Source organism: Marinobacter sp. CP1 (assembly GCF_001266795.1).
Classification (GTDB): Bacteria; Pseudomonadota; Gammaproteobacteria; order Pseudomonadales; family Oleiphilaceae; genus Marinobacter; species Marinobacter flavimaris.
The window spans coordinates 2,750,074-2,769,450 of the sequence record NZ_CP011929.1; the positions used below are offsets into that span (position 1 = coordinate 2,750,074).

General features: G+C 57.5%; 14 protein-coding genes and 1 tRNA gene. 4 read left to right on the forward strand and 11 right to left on the reverse strand.

Annotated features, from left to right (window positions below):
* The first annotated feature begins 87 nt into the window (after positions 1–87).
* Positions 88–1,452 (forward strand): HDOD domain-containing protein, encoded by a 1,365-nt coding sequence (locus ACP86_RS12680; protein ID WP_008169582.1) that lies wholly within the window; start codon positions 88–90, stop codon positions 1,450–1,452.
* 336 nt (positions 1,453–1,788) lie between these two features.
* Here the strand turns inward: ACP86_RS12680 and ACP86_RS12685 are convergent, their stop codons facing one another.
* The 9 genes from ACP86_RS12685 to rpsU all read right to left on the reverse strand — a co-directional run bounded on the left by ACP86_RS12685 (position 1,789) and on the right by rpsU (position 14,805).
* Positions 1,789–2,250: a DUF2489 domain-containing protein gene (locus tag ACP86_RS12685; protein ID WP_053114227.1), complete on the reverse strand. Its 462-nt coding sequence runs from the start codon at positions 2,248–2,250 to the stop codon at positions 1,789–1,791.
* A 19-nt stretch (positions 2,251–2,269) separates the two neighbouring features.
* Positions 2,270–4,564: a molybdopterin-dependent oxidoreductase gene (locus ACP86_RS12690; protein ID WP_053114228.1), complete on the reverse strand. Its 2,295-nt coding sequence runs from the start codon at positions 4,562–4,564 to the stop codon at positions 2,270–2,272.
* Positions 4,565–4,723: 159 nt separating this feature from the next.
* The gene (locus ACP86_RS12695; RefSeq protein WP_053114230.1) at positions 4,724–7,951 is read right to left on the reverse strand and encodes an Ig-like domain-containing protein; all 3,228 of its coding nucleotides are present in this window, start codon (positions 7,949–7,951) and stop codon (positions 4,724–4,726) included.
* Between the two features lie 12 nt (positions 7,952–7,963).
* Entirely contained in the window at positions 7,964–9,301 is a 1,338-nt protein-coding gene (gene aupA, locus ACP86_RS12700; RefSeq protein WP_053114232.1) for an alkane uptake protein AupA, read from the reverse strand.
* A gap of 294 nt (positions 9,302–9,595) precedes the next feature.
* Entirely contained in the window at positions 9,596–10,252 is a 657-nt protein-coding gene (locus ACP86_RS12705) for a PEP-CTERM sorting domain-containing protein (protein WP_053114234.1), read from the reverse strand.
* A 306-nt stretch (positions 10,253–10,558) separates the two neighbouring features.
* Positions 10,559–10,635 (reverse strand) — tRNA-Ile (locus tag ACP86_RS12710).
* Between the two features lie 96 nt (positions 10,636–10,731).
* The gene (rpoD, locus tag ACP86_RS12715) at positions 10,732–12,579 is read right to left on the reverse strand and encodes an RNA polymerase sigma factor RpoD (protein WP_053114236.1); all 1,848 of its coding nucleotides are present in this window, start codon (positions 12,577–12,579) and stop codon (positions 10,732–10,734) included.
* A gap of 133 nt (positions 12,580–12,712) precedes the next feature.
* Positions 12,713–14,440 (reverse strand): DNA primase, encoded by a 1,728-nt coding sequence (gene dnaG / locus ACP86_RS12720; protein ID WP_053114238.1) that lies wholly within the window; start codon positions 14,438–14,440, stop codon positions 12,713–12,715.
* A gap of 149 nt (positions 14,441–14,589) precedes the next feature.
* Positions 14,590–14,805, reverse strand: a complete 216-nt coding sequence (rpsU, locus tag ACP86_RS12725) for a 30S ribosomal protein S21 (RefSeq protein ID WP_007153483.1) — start codon at positions 14,803–14,805, stop codon at positions 14,590–14,592.
* 238 nt (positions 14,806–15,043) lie between these two features.
* On the opposite strand from rpsU, the gene tsaD reads away from it, so the two are divergent.
* Entirely contained in the window at positions 15,044–16,102 is a 1,059-nt protein-coding gene (gene tsaD, locus ACP86_RS12730; protein WP_053115529.1) for a tRNA (adenosine(37)-N6)-threonylcarbamoyltransferase complex transferase subunit TsaD, read from the forward strand.
* Here the strand turns inward: tsaD and plsY are convergent, their stop codons facing one another.
* Positions 16,103–16,693: a glycerol-3-phosphate 1-O-acyltransferase PlsY gene (plsY, locus tag ACP86_RS12735; protein ID WP_053115530.1), complete on the reverse strand. Its 591-nt coding sequence runs from the start codon at positions 16,691–16,693 to the stop codon at positions 16,103–16,105. It lies immediately after the preceding gene.
* Between the two features lie 140 nt (positions 16,694–16,833).
* On the opposite strand from plsY, the gene folB reads away from it, so the two are divergent.
* Positions 16,834–17,208, forward strand: a complete 375-nt coding sequence (gene folB, locus ACP86_RS12740; protein ID WP_053114240.1) for a dihydroneopterin aldolase — start codon at positions 16,834–16,836, stop codon at positions 17,206–17,208.
* Positions 17,208–17,732 carry a 2-amino-4-hydroxy-6-hydroxymethyldihydropteridine diphosphokinase gene (gene folK, locus ACP86_RS12745; RefSeq protein WP_053114241.1) on the forward strand — a complete coding sequence of 175 codons (525 nt, stop codon included), beginning with the start codon at positions 17,208–17,210 and terminating at the stop codon, positions 17,730–17,732. The genes folB and folK overlap by 1 nt, the downstream gene beginning before the upstream one ends.
* Here folK and pgi read toward each other — a convergent pair.
* Entirely contained in the window at positions 17,715–19,376 is a 1,662-nt protein-coding gene (gene pgi / locus ACP86_RS12750) for a glucose-6-phosphate isomerase (protein WP_053114243.1), read from the reverse strand. The genes folK and pgi overlap by 18 nt on opposite strands.
* Position 19,377: the final 1 nt, after the last annotated feature.

Consider the following 19,377-nt stretch of genomic DNA (forward strand, 5'->3'; position numbering starts at 1 on the left):
GAGTCATTTCTTTGCCCTATACTGGGTTTAGTATGATTTTCGGGTTCGGGTTATCCGGCGGGAAACAGCAATATTCGGGAGAAATTTATGGAATTACCTGTCGCAGTTCAGCAGGCTCTGGGTGAGACCGCAGCGGGTGTATCCTTGAGGGATGTCAGCACCGCCAGCCGAAAAGAACTGTTACGCATGGTCTTGCTGACTGATGAGCAAGGTAACCTTCAGGTGATTTGTCGCAAGGACGATCTGATTGATTTAGAACAGATGAACAAGGAACTCGGGCGTGATCTGCGTCTGATGAAGCGCCGCGAGCAAGTGCGGGTGAGAGAGCGGGCTGGCCTTAAAGCGCTTCCAGCACTGCCTTCATTGACCGGCTGGCCGACGCTTGTTGATGAGCGTGTGGATCAACTTTCTGCGGTTGCGTTGGAGCTTGGCGAACAGAATCTCGCGATGGTCATGCCTGCAGAGGACTTTCAGGCTCTGACAGCCAACGCCGATCGACACTCTCTTGCAGTCGCCCTGGAATCCATTTCGGTTAATTATGATGACCACGACAGAGATCGGGATCAATTCCATTCGGCCATCAAAAAATTCACCGGTTTAAGAATACAGCAGAGACTTGAAGATACGCTTGAGTTACCACCACTGCCTGAAACCGCGCAGAGAATCATCCATTTACGAGTAAATCCCAATGCTGTGATGGGGGACCTCGTTGATATCGTCGAGAGCGATCCAAGCTTGGCAGCGCAGGTGGTCAGTTGGGCGTCGTCTTCGTTCTATGCCGCCGCCGGCCGGGTAAAATCAGTCCATGATGCGGTGTCCCGAGTTCTCGGATTCGACCTTGTCATGAACCTGGCCATGGGCCTTTCGTTGGGGCGGGCATTAAAGCAGCCTCAGGATCATCCCGAAGGTTATGTGGATTACTGGCAGCAGGCTATCTGGCAAGCCCAGTCCGCCGGTATTTTGGCCAGCATGATGCCCCGCGGAGAGCGTCCTGTCTTTGGTCTTGCCTATCTGGGAGGCCTTCTCCACAACTTTGGCCACCTGGTTCTGGCGCAAGTGTTTCCGCCACATTTCAAGCTGGTATGCCGTTCGCTGGAAGTGAATCCTGATATTGATTCCTCCGTTACTGAACACTATTTACTTGGCATTACCCGAGAGCAGATTGCAGCCCAGCTCATGGAAAACTGGGGCATGCCCGACGAGGTCACACTGGCAATCCGTTATCAAAAGAATCGCTTCTACAGTGGATCGAACAGCGTTTACGCCCGTTTGCTCTGGCTCGGCCGGCAGTTGCTAACGGCACGAGGTGTAGCTCTCGGCGCCGGTGAAGAGGTTGATCAGGCAGTCTTCGATGAGTTGGGTCTTGATCGAGGGCAGGTTGAGGAACAGTTCGATGAACTGGTTCACAATAAAGATAGCGTTATGGCAATGGCCGGTATGATGAGCCAGTAAGGTCTACATCCCCATATTTTGATTCAAAAAAAGCCGGCTCAGAGGCCGGCAAGCTCACCCGCTTTATTGCAGAGTCGTCCAAACTTATCAGGAGAAAACAACGTTAGGTGGCACCTGCCGCAGATGGTCGGTGCCCCCTTGCTTATAATTTAGACCCTGATGGAAAAAAGAAAAGTCAACAGTTGTAACCTGGAAGGAATGATCGTCGTGTCAGTTTTTCACCGCGTCAGAACCTTTTGATTTGATGAGCTAAATTATTCTTTTTGTCGACCGAATAGTTACAAAATGTTACAAAAATAAGGTCTGACCAGTTCCTGGATGCTTGTATAGCTGACTCTAACCTGAAAAGGAGTGGTGTCGGATAGCGGTTGCGGCCCGGCGAATCGCATCGGCATGCTTCTGTTCCACTTCGAAACGTTCCTTGTCCATCTTGTCCACGAACTTTGTCTCCGTTGCTTGCCGTGCCCGGTGCGTGGGCATGTGCTGCAACTGGTCATGCACTTCCTGGAATACACTGAAAGGTGATTGCTCCAGCAACTCCGGAGCAATGTGATCGAGCAGGCCCTTGAGTCTCAGGCAGGCTTCCGAGTATTCGATCTGATCCTCTTCAACCGCCATCGCAATAACATGAACACTGCGGATCATGTCTTGTCTGCGGTTGGTCTGGAACGCCTCGGCTTTGGCCTGTCGTTTGCGATTTTCCGAAAGCAACCCCATCTGACGCCGGATGAAGACCGCCAGCAGAACGATGGCGATGAGACCAGCAATAATCAGACTCCACTGCAGCCACTGGGGCATTTTCGGCTCCTTTTATGAATCAGGCCCGTTTGCGTTGACGCTCCGGGCGCCAGACTTTGACAGCAACGGGCTGTCCATTCAATACGGAAGTGCCAGAGAGCGGATCAATTCGACCGTCGCTGAGCAAGTCGTTGATGCTGGCACCGGCATGGGCAGCTGCCACTGACTGACCAGTGCCCTCGCGGTCATGGCCCCAGCCATGGGGAATGGATACCACGCCGGGCATGACATCCTCGGTAATCTCCACCGGCAAGACAATCTGCCTGGATTCCGAAGATATTTCTGCCGAGTCAGCGGCCTGCAAACCCAGGCGGCTGGCATCTTTGGGATGAATCATCAGGGTGCACCGGTCCTTGCCCTTAACCAGCCGCTGACTGTTGTGCATCCACGAGTTGTTGCTCCGGACGTGGCGCCGGCCAATCAGTTGCAGAGACTCGCCGGCCGGTGCAGCCAGGGCCTCATGCAGCCTGCCAAGGTCGTCCAGGTAGCGCCTTGGTGCAAGGTTGATCTTGCCATCGCGGGTAAACAGGCGTTCAGGCAGGGACGGCTGGAGAGGGCCCAGATCGACGCCGTTCGGGTTGTCCTTCAGGGCACTCAGGGAAAGCCCTTTCGGTAGCTCCTGCCAGTGGCGGTTCAGGGGGCTGAGCTTGGCCATTCCACGAAGCGGGTGTCGTTTCGGCAGGATATCCATCACCAGATCGACCGCAGGCTGCAGCAAGCCCCGCGCACGCCCGGCATCAGCGCCATAGGGGCCGGATCGCAAGAGCAGATCAAGAATCGGGTCTGGCCCAATCTGCTTGAAGGCGCGCCAGCCGAGCTCCGCCCGCAGGGCCAGTTGCCCACCTTTCCGGAGCTTTTCCAGCCGGTGGGCCAGTTCCAGTAGAATCTGCCAGTCATGGCGGGCACCCGGGCCGGCATCGAACAGTGCTTCGCTGTATTTGGCGAAATTGCGCACCGCAAACATGCTGAAAATCAGATCGTAGTGGCTCCGTTCCAGCGCCGCGGTCGGGGGCAGGATGATATCCGCATGCCGGGTTGTTTCGTTGAGGTAGTAATCCACCGAGACCATGAAATCGAGCCCGCCCAGAGCCTCCTCAAGACGCCGCCCGTTGGGGCTGGAGAGCACCGGGTTGCCGGCAACAGTGACAAAGGCCCTGATCTGCCCATCGCCGGGAGTTAACATCTCATCGGCCATGGTGCTGGCCGGGTATTCTCCGCCGAATTCAGGCAGCCCCTTCACGCGGCTGTGGCGCTTGCCGAAGTGACCTTTCTGACCGGCCATGGCACCAAGCTCTACCAGATCAATCGCCGGCTGCGAGAACAGAACGCCGCCGGGCAGGTCCAGTTTCCCGGTCAGGATGTTGAGGCAATAGGCCAGCCAGGTTGCCACACCGCCAAAGGTCTGGGTGCTTGTCCCCATGCGCGTGTAAAGAGCCGCCTTTCGCGTGGTGGCGAGCTGTCGGGTGAGGGCGCGAATGTCCTCCGCGGAAATGCCAGTGTGGGCGCTGACCGCTTCCGGGGTGAAGCTGAGAGCGGCCAGGCGCAGAAGGTCTGCGTCTTTCACCAGTCTTTCCGCCGGGCCGGGATCCACAAGCTCTTCTTCAAACAATGTATGCACCATGGCCATCATCAGAAGGGCATCGCTTCCGGGCCGGACGAAGTGGAATTCGTCGGCAAGCTTTGCGGTCTCGGTGCGGCGGGGGTCCACCACAACCATCTTGCCGCCGCGCTGCTTCAGGGCCTTGAGTCGCCCGCGGAAGTCCGGAACCGTCATCAGGCTGCCATTGGACGCCATGGGATTAGCGCCAATGCAGATAAACAGATCCGTGTGATCGATATCGGGAATGGGAAACAGAACCTGATGCCCGAACATCTCGAGACTGGCGAGCATGTGAGGCAGCTGATCGTTGGACGTTGCTGAAAACCGGTTCTGGGTTCCGATGGCCCGCAGCAATGGCATGGTGGCAACCAGAGAGCCATGGTTGTGTACGTTCGGGTTGCCGAGGTAAACGCCGATGCTGTTGCGGCCGTGGTCCTGGCGGGTCTGGTGGAGCTTTTCGGCGACCAGGTCAAACGCCTCTGCCCACTCCATTTCCTGCCAGCCGGTCCCGGTTTTGCGTATGGGCTTTTTCAGGCGGTCCGGATCTTCGTGCAGATCCTGAAGCGCAACCGCCTTCGGACAGATATGCCCCCGGCTGAGCGGATCATTCTCATCGCCCTTGATGGAAGCAATCCGGCCGTCCTTCATTTCGATCGCGACACCGCACATGGCCTCGCAAAGGTGACAGGTACGATAGTGGGTGCCGTTTTCCATGAAGGGGCTCTCCTGAAGGGTTGTTGTTTTGCTATAGCAGTTTCAATCTGCAACCAGATTAGCAGCAAATGGCTTGGATGGGGAAATAACCACCGCTTGTACCCTGTGCAAAAAGGGCCAACCCGAAGGCTGGCCCCTTGCAATGGTTTCAGAGCATTTTTAATGCTCTGTCGGGATCTCTTTGACCGGGTTGGATATGAAGTTGAGGTAAACGCCCTGTTCGGGGATTTGTAGCGGCAGATCAATCGTCACGATTTCGCCGCCAGGCACCCCAAGCGCCCGCGCCCGGACATTAATGTCGACCAGGTTTGAATTGCGTTGCTCAATCTGCATCCGGCCGTCATCGAAGAAGGTAATATTGCCCTCCAGTTCAAGCACAAACTCCCGACCGTACAGGTCGTGGCGGCCCCCCAGCGGGATTTCCATATCGGGCGCATCGAGCATCAATTCGGCCCGGGTCTTGAAGACCGGCTGGCCATTTTCACCCTCTGTTATAACCCCGGGTATCAGGCCAGAGCGGCTGCAGCCCGGGCCGGAACACGCCGGGTCGTCCTTGGCATAGCGCATGCGGAGGACCTGGGTATTGGTAATGGACTCCTCCTGGAGTGGGATAAATCCAAAAACCCTAAGCTCTGTGAACACACTGATCGATGTGGTCGCCAACTGCGTGGGATACAGGTTCACCAGAATCCCCTCATCGCCGGTTGGCTCATAAACGCCAGGGCCAATAACTTCCGTGTTGAGGGCGTAGGTCTGGTAGATGAACTTATCTTTGGGGCAACGCTCGCCGGTCTCGCAGCCAACCCGCGCATCGGCGGTACTGGCCACAATCACGGGCGGAGAGGCTGATGCTTCGTTATTGCGAACCCTTAGTTTCGTTGAATTGGCTGAAGCGGCCCAGCCCTCAGCGTCGCTGCCCTGATGGTCAAACGGCTCAAGACAGTCCGGGTTGGTGTTGGAGTCACAGTCCACAATGAAGTTGGCATTGGTGTCGCGAACTGGCAGGTTTCGCAGAGGCGTGAAAACGCTGTCCAGAGGCTCGGTTCCGGTGAAATAGATCACCATGTCGTCCGGTCCGTTGTTGCCACCTCCGTCATCAAGCCCTTCAAGCAGGTCGGTTTTCAGTGCCAGGCCATCGGAATCGCAAACTGAGGTGTAGCTTCCAGTCGAGCAGCTTCCTGCATCCTCCGATGACTTCAGGGTGTACCGATAGTGTGCGTCGGCTTCCCAGGGCTGGTCCGGGTAGAACCGGATCCGCTGGAGATTCTTTTCAAGCCGGCCAGGTACGTTGCTTTCCACAACCGTGACCGAACCACTGGGTTCCTGCCTCACTTTCTCGACGATGAAGGTGTCTCCCTGAATAATGGAATTCAGGTCCATGGACTTGGAGAAGACAACGGTAATGGGACGATCTGACGGCATGGTGCTGACTGGTAGAGTGTCACCCACACCTCCATCGGAATAGCACTGTCCCAGTACGCCGGCGGAGAGATCCAGCAGACTATGATCGGTTTCGCAGGGGTAGCCCGGATAGGTGGTCAGGGCCAGGGCAGGGCGTCGGGTTACAGCGGAGCCGCCAATATCATCCAGTGAAAACTGTAACGGTGCCACGGTGGCTGGGTTGCCGGCCAGATCGGTCAAACCATCGATGACGATTTCGTAGTCAACGCCATGGCGCAGGCCATCGCCCGGATTCACGATAACGGCAGTTCCGTCCAGTTGTGTCTCAAGTGTCTCAACAGGAACACCATCCGCGAACAGTGAAATTCCGGTATCAATGGAGTCCGCGGCAAGCGGCTCATCAAAGAACAGAATGACCGGATCCCCGGGGCGCTGCATGGACTGGCGCGTATCCGGAATGGCGTTGTCCGGTCCGGGCATCCAGCTGATCAGGCTGGGCGAAGTGCTGTCCAGCTCGCGGAGTAGCTCGGCATCCAGAACCGAATCGGCATCGGTGGCCGCCTGAAGATGGAACGCGATGGTCGAGTCAGTGTACTCCTGGCCGAGAAGGTTTGGCTCCACCATTCCGATGGCATCGATGGTCAATACGCCATCCTGCACCAGTGCGATGCCGCGCAACTCGACCCCCATCAGATCCTGGGAGAGTGCTGCGTTGGGCTGGGCGTTTTCGGTGTTCATGGAGACATCCATAAACAGCGTGATATGTCTGGGCGCGTTAATGTCATTGGTGTAGGGGTTGGGGCTCAGGTAGCCGGATGCGTCTGACAACATGGTGACCTTGATGTTGCCAGTAGTCTGGAGCTGACCGTTGGCGGCATCCAGCACAGGAACCTCGCCGCCCACCAGAACATCCAGACTGGTACTGTTCAGCACGCTGCCCCGGGCGATACGCAACGGAAGCGCTTCATCAGCCTCGAAGGCCGGCGCATAAGCCAGCTCTGCAAACAGATCGCCGGTCTGTTGGGAGGGGCCTGCTTCTCCCTGGAGCACCGAGTTGAGCGTGACGCCGTTAATGGCCTGGCCGTTCAGGACTGATCGGGTGACGTCTTGCTCCGCAATACCTGCGGCCAGCCCGGAATCAACAGCAGACTGCTGAAGTACGACCGTTGGGCCTGTCTCGCGGGGCGTGAATGCGATTTCCTCACTGAACCGGTCTGCTTCGGGCGAAGTCAGGCTGGCCAGGTTTTCCAGGCGCAGGGTATAGGTCTGGCCGGTGTCCAGGACATCGTCCTTGCTGCCACAGTCCCTGGGATCCTCGACCACACAAGGGTCCACCGTTATCCGATTGCCTTTCACCAGAACCATCGCTGGAACAACCTCTCCGCTGCCATCCAGCAGCTGGATGGAACCGCCGAGAGCCTTCCAGTCCGGATGGATCGGGTGGGTCATGGCCAGGCGGAATGTGGAAAAGTTCATGGCCTCGAACGGGCTGTTGTTTGCCGGAACCTGCCAGGCGATATCAAAATCCGCGGCCGAGTTGGTTATGCTTGCGGGTCCGGAGAAACTTCCCCGAGTCTCGAACTGGATGCCGGCATCGCCGACCGCGTTGGGGGTGTCGATCTGGCGACCGCCCTCCGCAGCCAGCGGTTCGCTGAACGTCACCGTGTAGTCGCCGAGCGTGTCGAGTTCCGACGAGGGCGACAGCATGAGGCTTTTACCGCCGTCAATCCGGCTGATAGAAAAGGGCAGTGACTGTTCCTGAGATTGCAGCAGAATCTTGTTTTGGAGATCTGCATCCTCATCGGTCAACGCATGGCTGAAGCGCAGAACAATGTCGGCTTTCGGGCTGACATCTGCCTGGCCATCAGCAGGGTAGGAATACACCACCGAGCCGGAGGAGACTTTCTCATTCATGGTCTGTTCGTCGCCACCACAGGCGGCCAGTAACAGGGCGGGTATAAGTGCCAGTGTGTTGTTGTACTTCATGGCGTGCCCTCCTTAAAACTTCAGGGTGATGGAGCCGCTGACAACGTGAACGTCGCCGTCTGCAGTAACCGGCGTTTCGTTGCCGTCAAAATCCACCAGTGTGAAATCGCGCTCCTGCAGTTGCTGGTACTGGTAACCGATGTCCAGACGGACGGGATAGGCCAGCAGACGGGTGCGGTCGTAGGTGGCACTCAGTCCGAGGCCGACGACAATCTTGTCGGTATCGAGATAATTGATCTCCGGATTGCGAGTGGACTTGAGCGGCGACTCCTCATAGGCAACGCCGCCGCGCACAGAAAAGTTCTTGTTGAGTGCGTACTCGGCGCCGATCCGTGGAATCAGCACGTCGTCGAACTGAATCCGGCTGCCCGCTGGCGCAGACTGCTGATCCTTGATCGTATCGGAAGAAAATTCCTTCTCCAGCTCTGACCAGTTCTGCTGCTCTACGCTGCCACCAATCCGCCAGTTTTCGCCCATGTATTGAGCGCCAAATCCGAAGGTTTCCGGCTGGAAGGAATCAATGGTAGAGACCGCCAGACTCAGGCCGGGATCGGGAATGGTCTGGGTGACAATGATGTTGGAGTCCACGGATGTGGAGGCCGCTGACTTGGTTCGATAAGTGAGTGCGGTTTCCCAACCGTTCAGGAAGCAGTCGCTGTCCGGGCAGAACGTGCTGCCCAGATCAATGGTGGTGCCCAGAATGGTTTTCAGTGAGGGCTCGGCATTGACCGCAAGGCGTTCCCGGCTGGTCTCGCCACCCAGAGTAGAGACCGCATCGAGGTTTGCCTGGGCATCCAGGGTGACGCGCACCGAAGCACCGGCGGAGATGCCGCGCCAGATCGGCGTAGCGCCACCGATGTTCAGGAACAGGGGCTCTTTACCGTACTGAAGGAACTGGCCGTTCTCCGTGGTCTGCGAATCGAACGCCAGCATTTCCTTGCCGTATTTCTCGACGCCTGCAATGAAGCCCAGATAGATCGGGTGCTTGAAGCGAGTCAGCGAACCCAGATTGGTTTTCATGCCAATCAGCACCTGCTGGCTTGGTGAGTTGGCCAGGATGTCGCCATTGGCATTCGGATTGGCAGAACGCAGTTCCTGTTCGGCATGCAGAATGCCAGCCGTCAGCTCCCCACGCTCATCTTTGGTCAGATAGGCTGGGTTGTAATAGGTGGCCGACACCTGGTCATTGAACATTGATAAGGATTGGGCCGTAGCGACATCCACCGGCATGACGCCATAGGTGGTGCCGAGGTTGCCCATACTGGCGTTAACCGAAACAGAGAAACCGACAGAGGCGGTGGCGATTGCAAGGGAAAGTGCCCTTGACCGGGAACGGGAGGAAAAAGCCATTGATACACTCCATTACTTCGTTGTTTTTATACTCGGGCCGCGAAAGGACGGCTGGTATTTTTGTTCAGGAGGTAGTGTATTCGGCTTGTCTTTGGGGGACGTTGGCTTTTTTGACAGTTTAATGTGTCTGTGTGACCACCTTAAAAGCTGATGCTGTTGCGAGGATGTTCCCAAAGATGTGTAAAAATTATCGACAAAACTCTCGATGGCGATTTATGTGCGAGAAACCAGGACAGTTGATAAAACGATAACAGGAAAGCCCCGCCACATGGCGGGGCCCTGTGGATCAGAGCTTTACGCCAACTTTCGTTTCCGGCTGATGCCTAGACCAATCAAACCCAATCCCAGAAGGGCAATGGTGCTCGGCTCCGGCACTGTAACGGGCGGTTGCTTTGTCACGAACCAATCGCTATAGCCATCGTCACCCGTAATGCTCTGGACATGGAGTGCAATAACCAAGTCTCCACTGTAAAACCCACTTTCAACGTCATCAAAGACCGCTGAACCCAAATAGTCGAAATAGAAGGCGAGGGACTCGCCAACGTCAATGCCGTATTTGTTGTAACCAGGGTTGTCAGCATCGGATGCGAACGCTGCGTCCCACTTAATGCCGCCGCCGGGCTCATTGGGCTTCGCTCCTTCAGAGAATTTTACGCCAGACTTTTCTGACGTATCGAAACTTTGAACGAGGTTGGAGAACGAAAGAAGTGAATCAAACTCGCCTTTTTTGCCGAAGTAAATCGCAGTAATGCTGGCCTCATCGACCTTGTTCACATTAAAAAACTCAAACTTGGCATCACCACCATCTTCGGTAACGTCAACGCCAAAGTTCCCCGCCACGTCTGTGTCGCCATTGTTAGAGGTATTGCTGAAGGTGAGAGGAAATGCACTAATCGCTGGCGCGAAAACTATGGCAGCGAGAGACAAGCCAACCCTTTTTAAAATGTCCATTTTTATGACTCCAAGTGAAACTTTTGCCGCTGATACGCTTGCCAACAAATACCGGCGCTCATGCTACTCCTGAAGCATAAATTGAGCCACCTGTCGAAACATTCGTGAAAACAATTAAGTATACAGGCCTTCAGATAAATTCTTCTTTCAGGCGAGTTGAAAGAGTAAAAAAGGTTGACAGATCAATTCAGCCCCTATGATTCGGCTAGGATGGCTTCTCTGTGGTGGCGTGAGCAATGAGAGGTCTAGCCGTTTGGCAGGGGGTGGGGAATTAATAAATAGAGGTTGTTACAAGCTGCGATAGAGTGGTGGGCCCAGCTGGACTCGAACCAGCGACCAAGGGATTATGAGTCCCCTGCTCTAACCAACTGAGCTATAGGCCCGTTCAGCGAATGCTGTTTTGAAAGGTGTTTCCTGGGGGGAAACAAAGCGGGCGCCATTATACCGGTGAGGTGTGGCGCCCGCTACTGTTTGGGAAATTATCCCTGATTGCCCTGATCGTCGATGAAGCCACGCAGGTGATCGGAGCGTGAAGGATGGCGCAGTTTGCGCAGGGCCTTGGCTTCGATCTGACGGATCCGCTCACGGGTAACGTCAAACTGTTTGCCGACTTCTTCCAGGGTGTGGTCGGTGTTCATCTCGATACCGAAACGCATCCGGAGAACCTTGGACTCGCGGGCGGTGAGGCCGGCCAGTACCGAGCGGGTGGCTTCGCGCAGACCTTCGGCGGTGGCGGAATCCACCGGGGAGAGGGCCTGGATATCTTCGATGAAGTCGCCCAGATGGCTGTCTTCGTCGTCACCAATCGGAGTCTCCATGGAGATCGGCTCTTTGGCGATCTTCAATACCTTGCGGATCTTGTCCTCAGGCATTTCCATGCGCTCGCCCAGTTCTTCCGGCGTGGGTTCGCGACCCATCTCCTGCAACATCTGGCGGGAGATGCGGTTGAGCTTGTTGATGGTCTCGATCATGTGCACCGGAATACGGATGGTGCGGGCCTGGTCCGCGATAGAGCGGGTGATGGCCTGACGAATCCACCAGGTGGCGTATGTAGAGAACTTGTAGCCCCGGCGATACTCGAACTTGTCGACGGCCTTCATCAGGCCGATATTGCCCTCCTGGATCAGGTCCAGGAACTGCAGGCCGCGATTGGTGTATTTCTTGGCAATGGAAATAACCAGACGCAGGTTGGCCTCAACCATCTCTTTCTTGGCGCGGCGGGCCTTGGCTTCACCGATGGAAACCCGACGGTTGATTTCCTTGATGTCGGCAACGTCCAGATCCACTTCAGTCTGCAGGTTCTGGATGCGCTTCTGCAGACGAACGACTTCGTCGATACGCTCGGCCAAGGGCGCTGCGTAAGGCTTCTTGCTCTTGGCAATTTTGTCGGCCCAATCCAGGTTGGTCTCGTTGCCCGGGAACGACTTGATGAAGTCCTTGCGGGGCATTTTGCACTCGCGAACACAGATCTGCATGATCGCGCGCTCGTTCTCACGAACCAGGTCGTTGGTGGAGCGAACCACGTTCACCAGCTCGTCAAAGGCTTTATTGGCGAGTTTGAACGGTGCGAAAACCTGTCCCAGCTCGTTCAGGGCTTCCTGGGTCTTCTTGTCGGACCGACCGTGCTTGGCCAGGGCCTTGTTGGCGGCCTCCAGCTTTTCGTTGAGCAGTTCGAACCGGAGACGTGTCTCTTCCGGATCCGGGCCGTTATCGGTTTCTTCTTCCGAGGAATCGTCGTCATCGTCTGAATCCGAGTCGGAATCATCAGAGCTTTCGGGTGTGGTGTCCTCACCCATGAACGGCTCGGCATCGTCCGGATCCAGGAAGCCGGTTACGATGTCGCTGATACGGCCTTCGTTTTCGAGAATGCGGTCGTAGGCCTGGATAACGGTGCCAGCGGTGCCCGGGAAGTGGGCAACGGCGGCCATCACATCGCGAATGCCTTCCTCGATGCGCTTGGCAATGACGATTTCGCCCTCGCGAGTCAGCAGCTCGACGGTGCCCATTTCGCGCATGTACATGCGAACAGGATCCGTAGTGCGGCCGGCGTCGGTCTCAACAGCGGCCAGAGCGGCAGCGGCTTCAGCGGCGGCGGCTTCGTCAGCGGTGGAGTCACCCTCGGTCATCAGCAGGGTATCGGCGTCCGGTGTTTCTTCGCACACCTGGATACCCATGTCGTTAATCATGCGAATGATGTCTTCGACCTGATCCGGATCGGCGATGTCTTCCGGGAGGTGGTCGTTTACCTCGGCGTAAGTCAGGTAACCTTGTTCCTTGCCTCGTGCAATGAGGTCTTTCAAACGTGATTTTTGCGAATTGCCTGACATAGACACCCTGTAAACTCGCTTTTAGAAGGAAAAAAGTTAAACAGCCATTATAGCTGTCGCTTAGTTGCTCTGCCACCAAGGAGCCTAGGCTCAAAGGTTAGATGGTGATCAGTGCCTCAAGTTTCAAGTGCTGCTAGTCCCCGGTGCCGCTGCTCAGGGCCCTCAGCTCCTGTCGTTCCTCACTCGAGAGGTTGGACAGGTTTCGTAACAGTGTGGCAAGCCGCTGCTGGCGGGATGCCTCTTCGTTCGGGCTCAGAAGCTCCCGGGCGGCGGCCAGTGTGCTCTCACGCGCCGGAATATGTTCAATCCCGTCAAACAGGTGGTAAAACCGCTCCCGAGCGGTCGTATCCAGTGCCAGCGTGCGCACCAGTGTTTTCCGGTTCAGGATCTCGTTCGCCAGAATCCACTCGGCAAAATTCCGGGCCTGATTGAACTGCCGGGAACTGCGGGCCAGTTCGGTAACCTCGGTGGCCAGGTCCGGTGCTTCCAGCAGGGCAAGGCACAGAATGCTGTCCTTGCTGAGCTTTACATCAATGCGATCTTCGGAAACCCGGTCCCGTCGCTCGCTGTTCCGCCATCCTTTCTGGCCCTGCTGGCGGTTTTGCCACTGGTTCCGGCCACCGCAAAGACGGAGCATTTCGTGCCACATGGCATCCCGGAGGGTGCTTCTGGGCATCTTGTTGAGCAGCGGTTCAACCCTGGCTCGCAGTTCGCCCCGGTGCTCCGGCAGTTGCAGGTCCAAACCTTCGCTCTGCCGGTCAAACAAATACCGTGACAGAGGCGTTGCCCCTTCAATGCGCTTCTGGAACGCCTCGGGCCCCTCCTTGCGCACCAGGGTGTCCGGGTCCTCGCCCTGGGGCAGCATCAGGAACTGAAGGTGCAGGCCGTCGGCCATCAGTTCCAGTGCGTTCTCCATGGCCCGGTCGGCGGCCCGGAAACCGGCCTGGTCGCCATCAAAGCAGAACACAATGTGCCTTACCTGCTTCAACAGGGCTGTCAGGCTGTCCTGGTTCGTCGCCGTGCCCAGTGTCGCAACCGCATAGTGAATGCCGTGCTGGGCGAGGGCGATCACATCCATGTAGCCCTCAACCACCAGCAGCTTGTCCAGCTGCCGGATGGCCTGCTTGGCTTCAAACAGACCGTAGATCTCTCGGCTCTTATGGAATACATCCGACTCCGGGGAGTTGATGTATTTCGCCTTGTCATCGCCCAGGGTGCGGCCGCCAAACGCCACGGTTCTGCCCCGGGTGTTACGAATCGGGAACATTACCCGGTTGCGGAACAGGTCCCTGGGCCTGCCGTACTTGTCGGAAACCGTGCCGGTTTCGATCAGCGGGCCCTGCAGGTCCTTGCTGGCGGCATCAAACAGGGCGGTCCCTGTTGAGGGCGCGTAGCCTACCTGATACTGCTCGATAATGGCATTGTCCAGGCCCCGTTGTTGCAGGTAATCCCTGGCATAGGCGCCTTGCTGGCCCTTCAGTGATGTCTGGTAGAAGCGGCTCGCAAAATCCAGGGCGTCAGTTAATGTTCGCGCCTGCTGGATTTCCTGTTTTGCTGCCCGGTCGTAGGGCACTTCCAATCCCACCCGTTTGGCCAGTTCCTCGACCGCCTCGATAAAGCCCAGCCCTTCAAACTCTCTGACAAAGCTGATGGCATCACCATGGGCGCCGCAGCCGAAACAGTGATAGAAACCCTTGTCCGGCCGGACATTGAACGAGGGTGTTTTCTCGTCGTGGAACGGGCAGCAGGCCTTGTAGTTGGCCCCGGCTTTCTTGAGCGTGATGCGCGAACCGATCAGTTCTGCCAGGTCGATACGATCCAGCAGGTTTTCAACAAACTGTTGAGGGATCAGTCCGCTCATGGGGGCTCCACATCAGGCCGTCATCGGAGTTGGCCAATAGCCAAAAATGCCGCCGAAGCCAGGCCTCGGCGGCATTTTTGAGTCGCTCTGTGCAGCCTGCGGCTGGACAGGCAATCAGTGCTTTGCAGTCAAGCGGCGTCAGGTAAAACTCAGTACAGACGCTCGAACTTGCGCTGTTCCCGCTGAAGCTTCTTGAGGTGACGCTTAACGGCAGCGGCTGCTTTGCGCTTACGAACAGCGGTCGGCTTCTCATAGTGCTCACGACGACGTACTTCGGAAAGTACCCCTGCTTTTTCGCAGGAACGCTTGAAGCGACGCAGTGCTACGTCAAACGGTTCATTCTCTTTCACTTTAACAGCTGGCATTCGAAAATCACCTACCTGATAGATTCGGTTTCAATTTTGTCCGTCTGGCTGGGCCAGACCGGTTCTCGATCCCTGGTCAGATTGGCTAAAACTCGACCAGTGCATATTTTAGGGCGGCAATGATAGCGCTTGCCTTATGGTGAGGTCAATGTTTGTTCGATGAATCTGCCAGTGGGTTTCGGGTTTCTGCTAAAATGCGCGTCGTTTTCATTTCTGCCAACCAATGTGGCCCGACATTATGCTGATTCTAGGTATTGAAACCTCCTGCGATGAAACCGGCGTAGCGCTGTATGACACCGAAACAGGGCTGCTGGGGCACGCCCTGTTCAGTCAGATCGACATGCACGCCGATTACGGCGGTGTCGTGCCTGAGCTGGCGTCCCGGGATCACGTCCGCAAGCTTCTGCCCCTGTGCGATCAGGTACTGTCAGATGCGGGCAAACGTCGGGCCGATATAGACGGCATTGCCTACACCGCCGGGCCGGGCCTGGTGGGCGCCCTGATGGTCGGAGGCTCGGTGGCCCATGCGCTCGGTTTTGCTCTCGGTGTTCCTGTGCTGGGCGTGCACCACATGGAAGGGCATCTGCTGGCGCCCATGCTGGAGGACAATCCGCCTGCGTTTCCGTTTGTGGCACTGCTTGTTTCCGGTGGTCATACCCAGCTGGTAAGGGTAGATGGCATTGGCGAATACCAAATGCTTGGAGAATCGGTGGACGATGCTGCCGGTGAGGCCTTTGACAAGACCGCCAAAATGCTCGGTCTGGACTATCCGGGCGGCCCCCGGGTGGCGGCACTTGCGGAAAAAGGCGCGGAAGGCCGCTACCGGTTCCCGAGGCCAATGACCGACCGGCCCGGGCTGGATTTCAGTTTCAGCGGCCTGAAAACCTTCACCCTCAACACCGTGAATGCAGCCCGGGAGGCCGGTGGCCTGGATGATCAGACCCGAGCGGATATCGCCCTGGCGTTCGAAGCCGCCGTGGTGGATACACTCACCATCAAGTGTCGCCGGGCCCTGGAGCAGACAGGCTGCAAGCGTCTGGTGATCGCCGGGGGTGTCAGTGCCAATAAGCGGCTGCGGGCGGGCCTTGAGAAAATGACCGGCAAACTCAAAGCCAAGGTGTTTTATGCCCGCCCCGAATTCTGCACGGATAACGGCGCGATGATTGCCTACGCCGGTGCCCAGCGCATGAAGGCCGGCCAGCAGGATGGTGAGCGTATCGTGGCGGTGCCCCGATGGCCCATGAACACACTGCCACCGATCAACGAACCTCGATCCACCGGATTGGTGGACGGATAGTTAAAGCCCTGCTTCGCGACCCTGGGCCAGTCGGATCAGGTTGTTGCGGTGGCGAACCACGATCAGCAGCGCCAGCAGGCCGAACAGGGGCAGAGTGTCTGGTTCAAGGAAGGCGCTGATCAGCGGGCCACTGATGATGGCAATCAGGGAGGCCAGCGCTGAAATGCGCCAGCGCCAGATCACCAGCATCCAGATCACCGCCATCATCAGTGTTGTCATGGGGGCCAGTGCAAGCCCGGCGCCAAGCGCTGTTGCCACACCTTTCCCGCCCTTGAATCGGTAGAAGATCGGGATCATGTGGCCGGTAACGGCGAACAGGGCTACGACAGCCTGAACCATCACCGAAAGGCCGGCGGCATGGGCCAGCCACACGGGCAACCAGCCCTTGGCCGCATCCAGTGCAAGAGTCAGCAGGGCTGGCGGCCAACCGCCGGTGCGGTAGACGTTCGTAGCGCCGGGGTTGCCAGACCCCTGGGCCCGGGGATCGGGTAGCTTCCATAGCTGGCAGACCGGCAGGGCAAACAGCACCGAACCTGCCACATAAGCGGCGGCGCAGAGCAAGACCGTTAACACCGGATCACTGGGAAGCATGCTATGGGCCCGGAAGCGAAGACGTATCTGGTTAATGTGTGCGAAAATGCCCGCCCTGAAAGCACGGGCCAGCCTGTTCACAGTATCCCCTGGTTGTGCGTTATTCAATCACCAAAGAGTGGAAGATCCCGGGAGCACCCTTGGCAGACAATGTATTGATCGAAGGCCTGGCTGTGGAAACTGTGGTTGGTGTTTATGACTGGGAGCGGGAAGTCACCCAGAGCCTGGTGGTTGATCTGGAAATGGCCTGGGATAACACGGTACCGGGCCGCTCGGACGACGTCGCCGATGCCCTGGATTACGCGGCCGTCAGTGCCCGGGTCGAGTCCTGCCTGCAGACGCTCAGGCCAAAACTGCTTGAGCATGGGGCGGAGGTCCTCGCCAGAACCTTGCGGGAGGAATTCGGCATCAAGTGGTTACGACTGGCGATACGTAAGCCGGGCGCCGTACCCGCGGCACAGGCGGTGGGCGTTCGGATCGAGCGGGGAGAGAACACTGAGACAGGAGTGCGGTAATGGCAGCGGCCGTCCGGGTTTACATCAGCATCGGCAGCAACGTGGACAGGGAACGTTACGTAACAGCCGCGCTTGATGCCCTGTCTGCATGGTTTGGCGAACTGATTATCTCCCCGGTTTATGACAGCGAGGCAGTCGGATTTGACGGGTCTCCGTTTCTGAACCTGGTGGTGGGTGTGGATACGACCCTGCCGGTTGCCGAGCTGTCACAGCGTTTCAAGCAACTGGAAGCCGAGAACGGTCGCCGTCGGGACGTGCCGAAATTCAGCGCGCGTACCCTTGATCTGGATATTCTCACCTACGGCGATGCGGTCGGCCGGATAGAAGGCGTCGAGCTGCCTCGGGGGGAGATTCTGAAAAACGCCTTCGTGCTACGGCCGCTCGCCGACATCGCGCCGGAGGCCGTGCATCCGGTGTGCGGAAAATCCTATGGCCAGTTGTGGCGGGAATACAGCACTGGCCAGAAGCTTTGGCCGGTGGATTTCAGCTGGCAGGGGCGGCAGATCTCAAGTGCCGCCGGCTGAGCGGAACCGTTCAATAAGGTGATCGGTCGAGCTGTCGCTGGCCTGATTGCCGTCTTCCTGGCCAAGCAAACGCGGCAGGATGCCCTTGCCCAACTGTTTCCCGAGCTCCACACCCCACTGATCAAACGAATCCACATCCCAGATCACCCCCTGTACGAAGGTGCGATGCTCGTAGAGGGCAATGAGTGCGCCCACGGTCTCCGGCGTAACCTTTTCCATGGTCAGGGTGTTGCTCGGTTTGTTGCCCGGGATGACCTTGTGGGGGGCAAGCTGTTCAATCTCGGCTTCGGTCAGACCTTCCGCGGCCAGTTCTGCCCTGGCTTCGTCCAGTGATTTCCCGGCCATCATGGCCCGGGACTGGCTCAGACAGTTGGCGAACAGATCTGCGTGATGGGTGGCCACCGGATTGTGGGTTTTCAGGGGGATGATGAAATCGGCCGGAATCAGGCGGGTGCCCTGGTGGATCAGTTGGTGATAGGCGTGCTGGCCATTGGCACCGACGCCGCCCCAGATCACCGGGCCGGACTGCCAGGCGAGTGGGGTGCCCGCTTGCGTAACGCTCTTGCCGTTGCTTTCCATATCCAGCTGCTGGAGGTGGTCTGGCAGGCTGCGCAGGTAATGATCGTAGGGCAGTATCGCGTGGGTCTCGGCTGCCCAGAAATTGGTGTACCAGATGCCCAGCATGGCCATAACCACCGGCAGATTCTTTGCCAGCGGCGCTTCACGAAAGTGCTGGTCCATGGCATGGGCGCCGGCCAGCAGGGCCCGGAAGTTGGTCATGCCAACGCTAAAGGCAATGGGCAGGCCGATGGCTGACCACAGTGAATAACGGCCGCCGACCCAGTCCCACATCGGGAAGACGTTCTCCGGATCGATACCGAAGTCCTGCGCCGCCGGCACATTGGCCGTCACGGCCATGAAATGCTGCGAGACGGCCTGTTCATCCCCGCAATGATCCAGAAACCACTGTTTTGCGACTTTACTGTTCTCGAGGGTTTCCTGCGTGCGGAATGACTTGGACTGGATCAGGAACAGAGTGGTTTCCGGATTGACCTGGCGCAGAGCCTCGCAAATCTCGGTGCCATCAATGTTGGCCACGTAATGGCAGCGAATGCCGGCCTGGGCGTAAGGTTGAAGGGCTTCGCCAACCAGCTTCGGGCCCAGGTAGGAGCCGCCGATACCGATGCTTACCACATCGGTGAAAGGTTTGCCGGTGTACCCGGTGCGGTGTTGGCCCAACACCTCCTCCACCAGGGTTTCCATGCGTTGCAGGGTGCGCTGCACCTCGGCGACCACGTTTTCGCCGTCAACGGTGATGGCGTCGGTTCCCGGGTTGCGCAATGCCGTGTGCAGGGCAGGGCGATCTTCGGTAACGTTGACTCTCTTTCCGCTGAGCAAGGCCTCCCGCCGTGCTTCCAGGTTACAGCTGCTGGCCAGTGCCAGAAGCGCGTCGAGCACGTCGTCAGTGATCCGATTCTTGGAAAAATCCAGTGACAGCCCTGCGCCTTCAATGAAATAACGCTTTGCCCGCCCGGGATCCTGGTTGAACAGGTCCTTCATGAGAACGCCGTCCAGGCGTTGCCGATGTTCCTTCAGTGTCTGCCATTCGGGTTTCGAGGTCAGTACTTCAGGATGTGCGGGCATC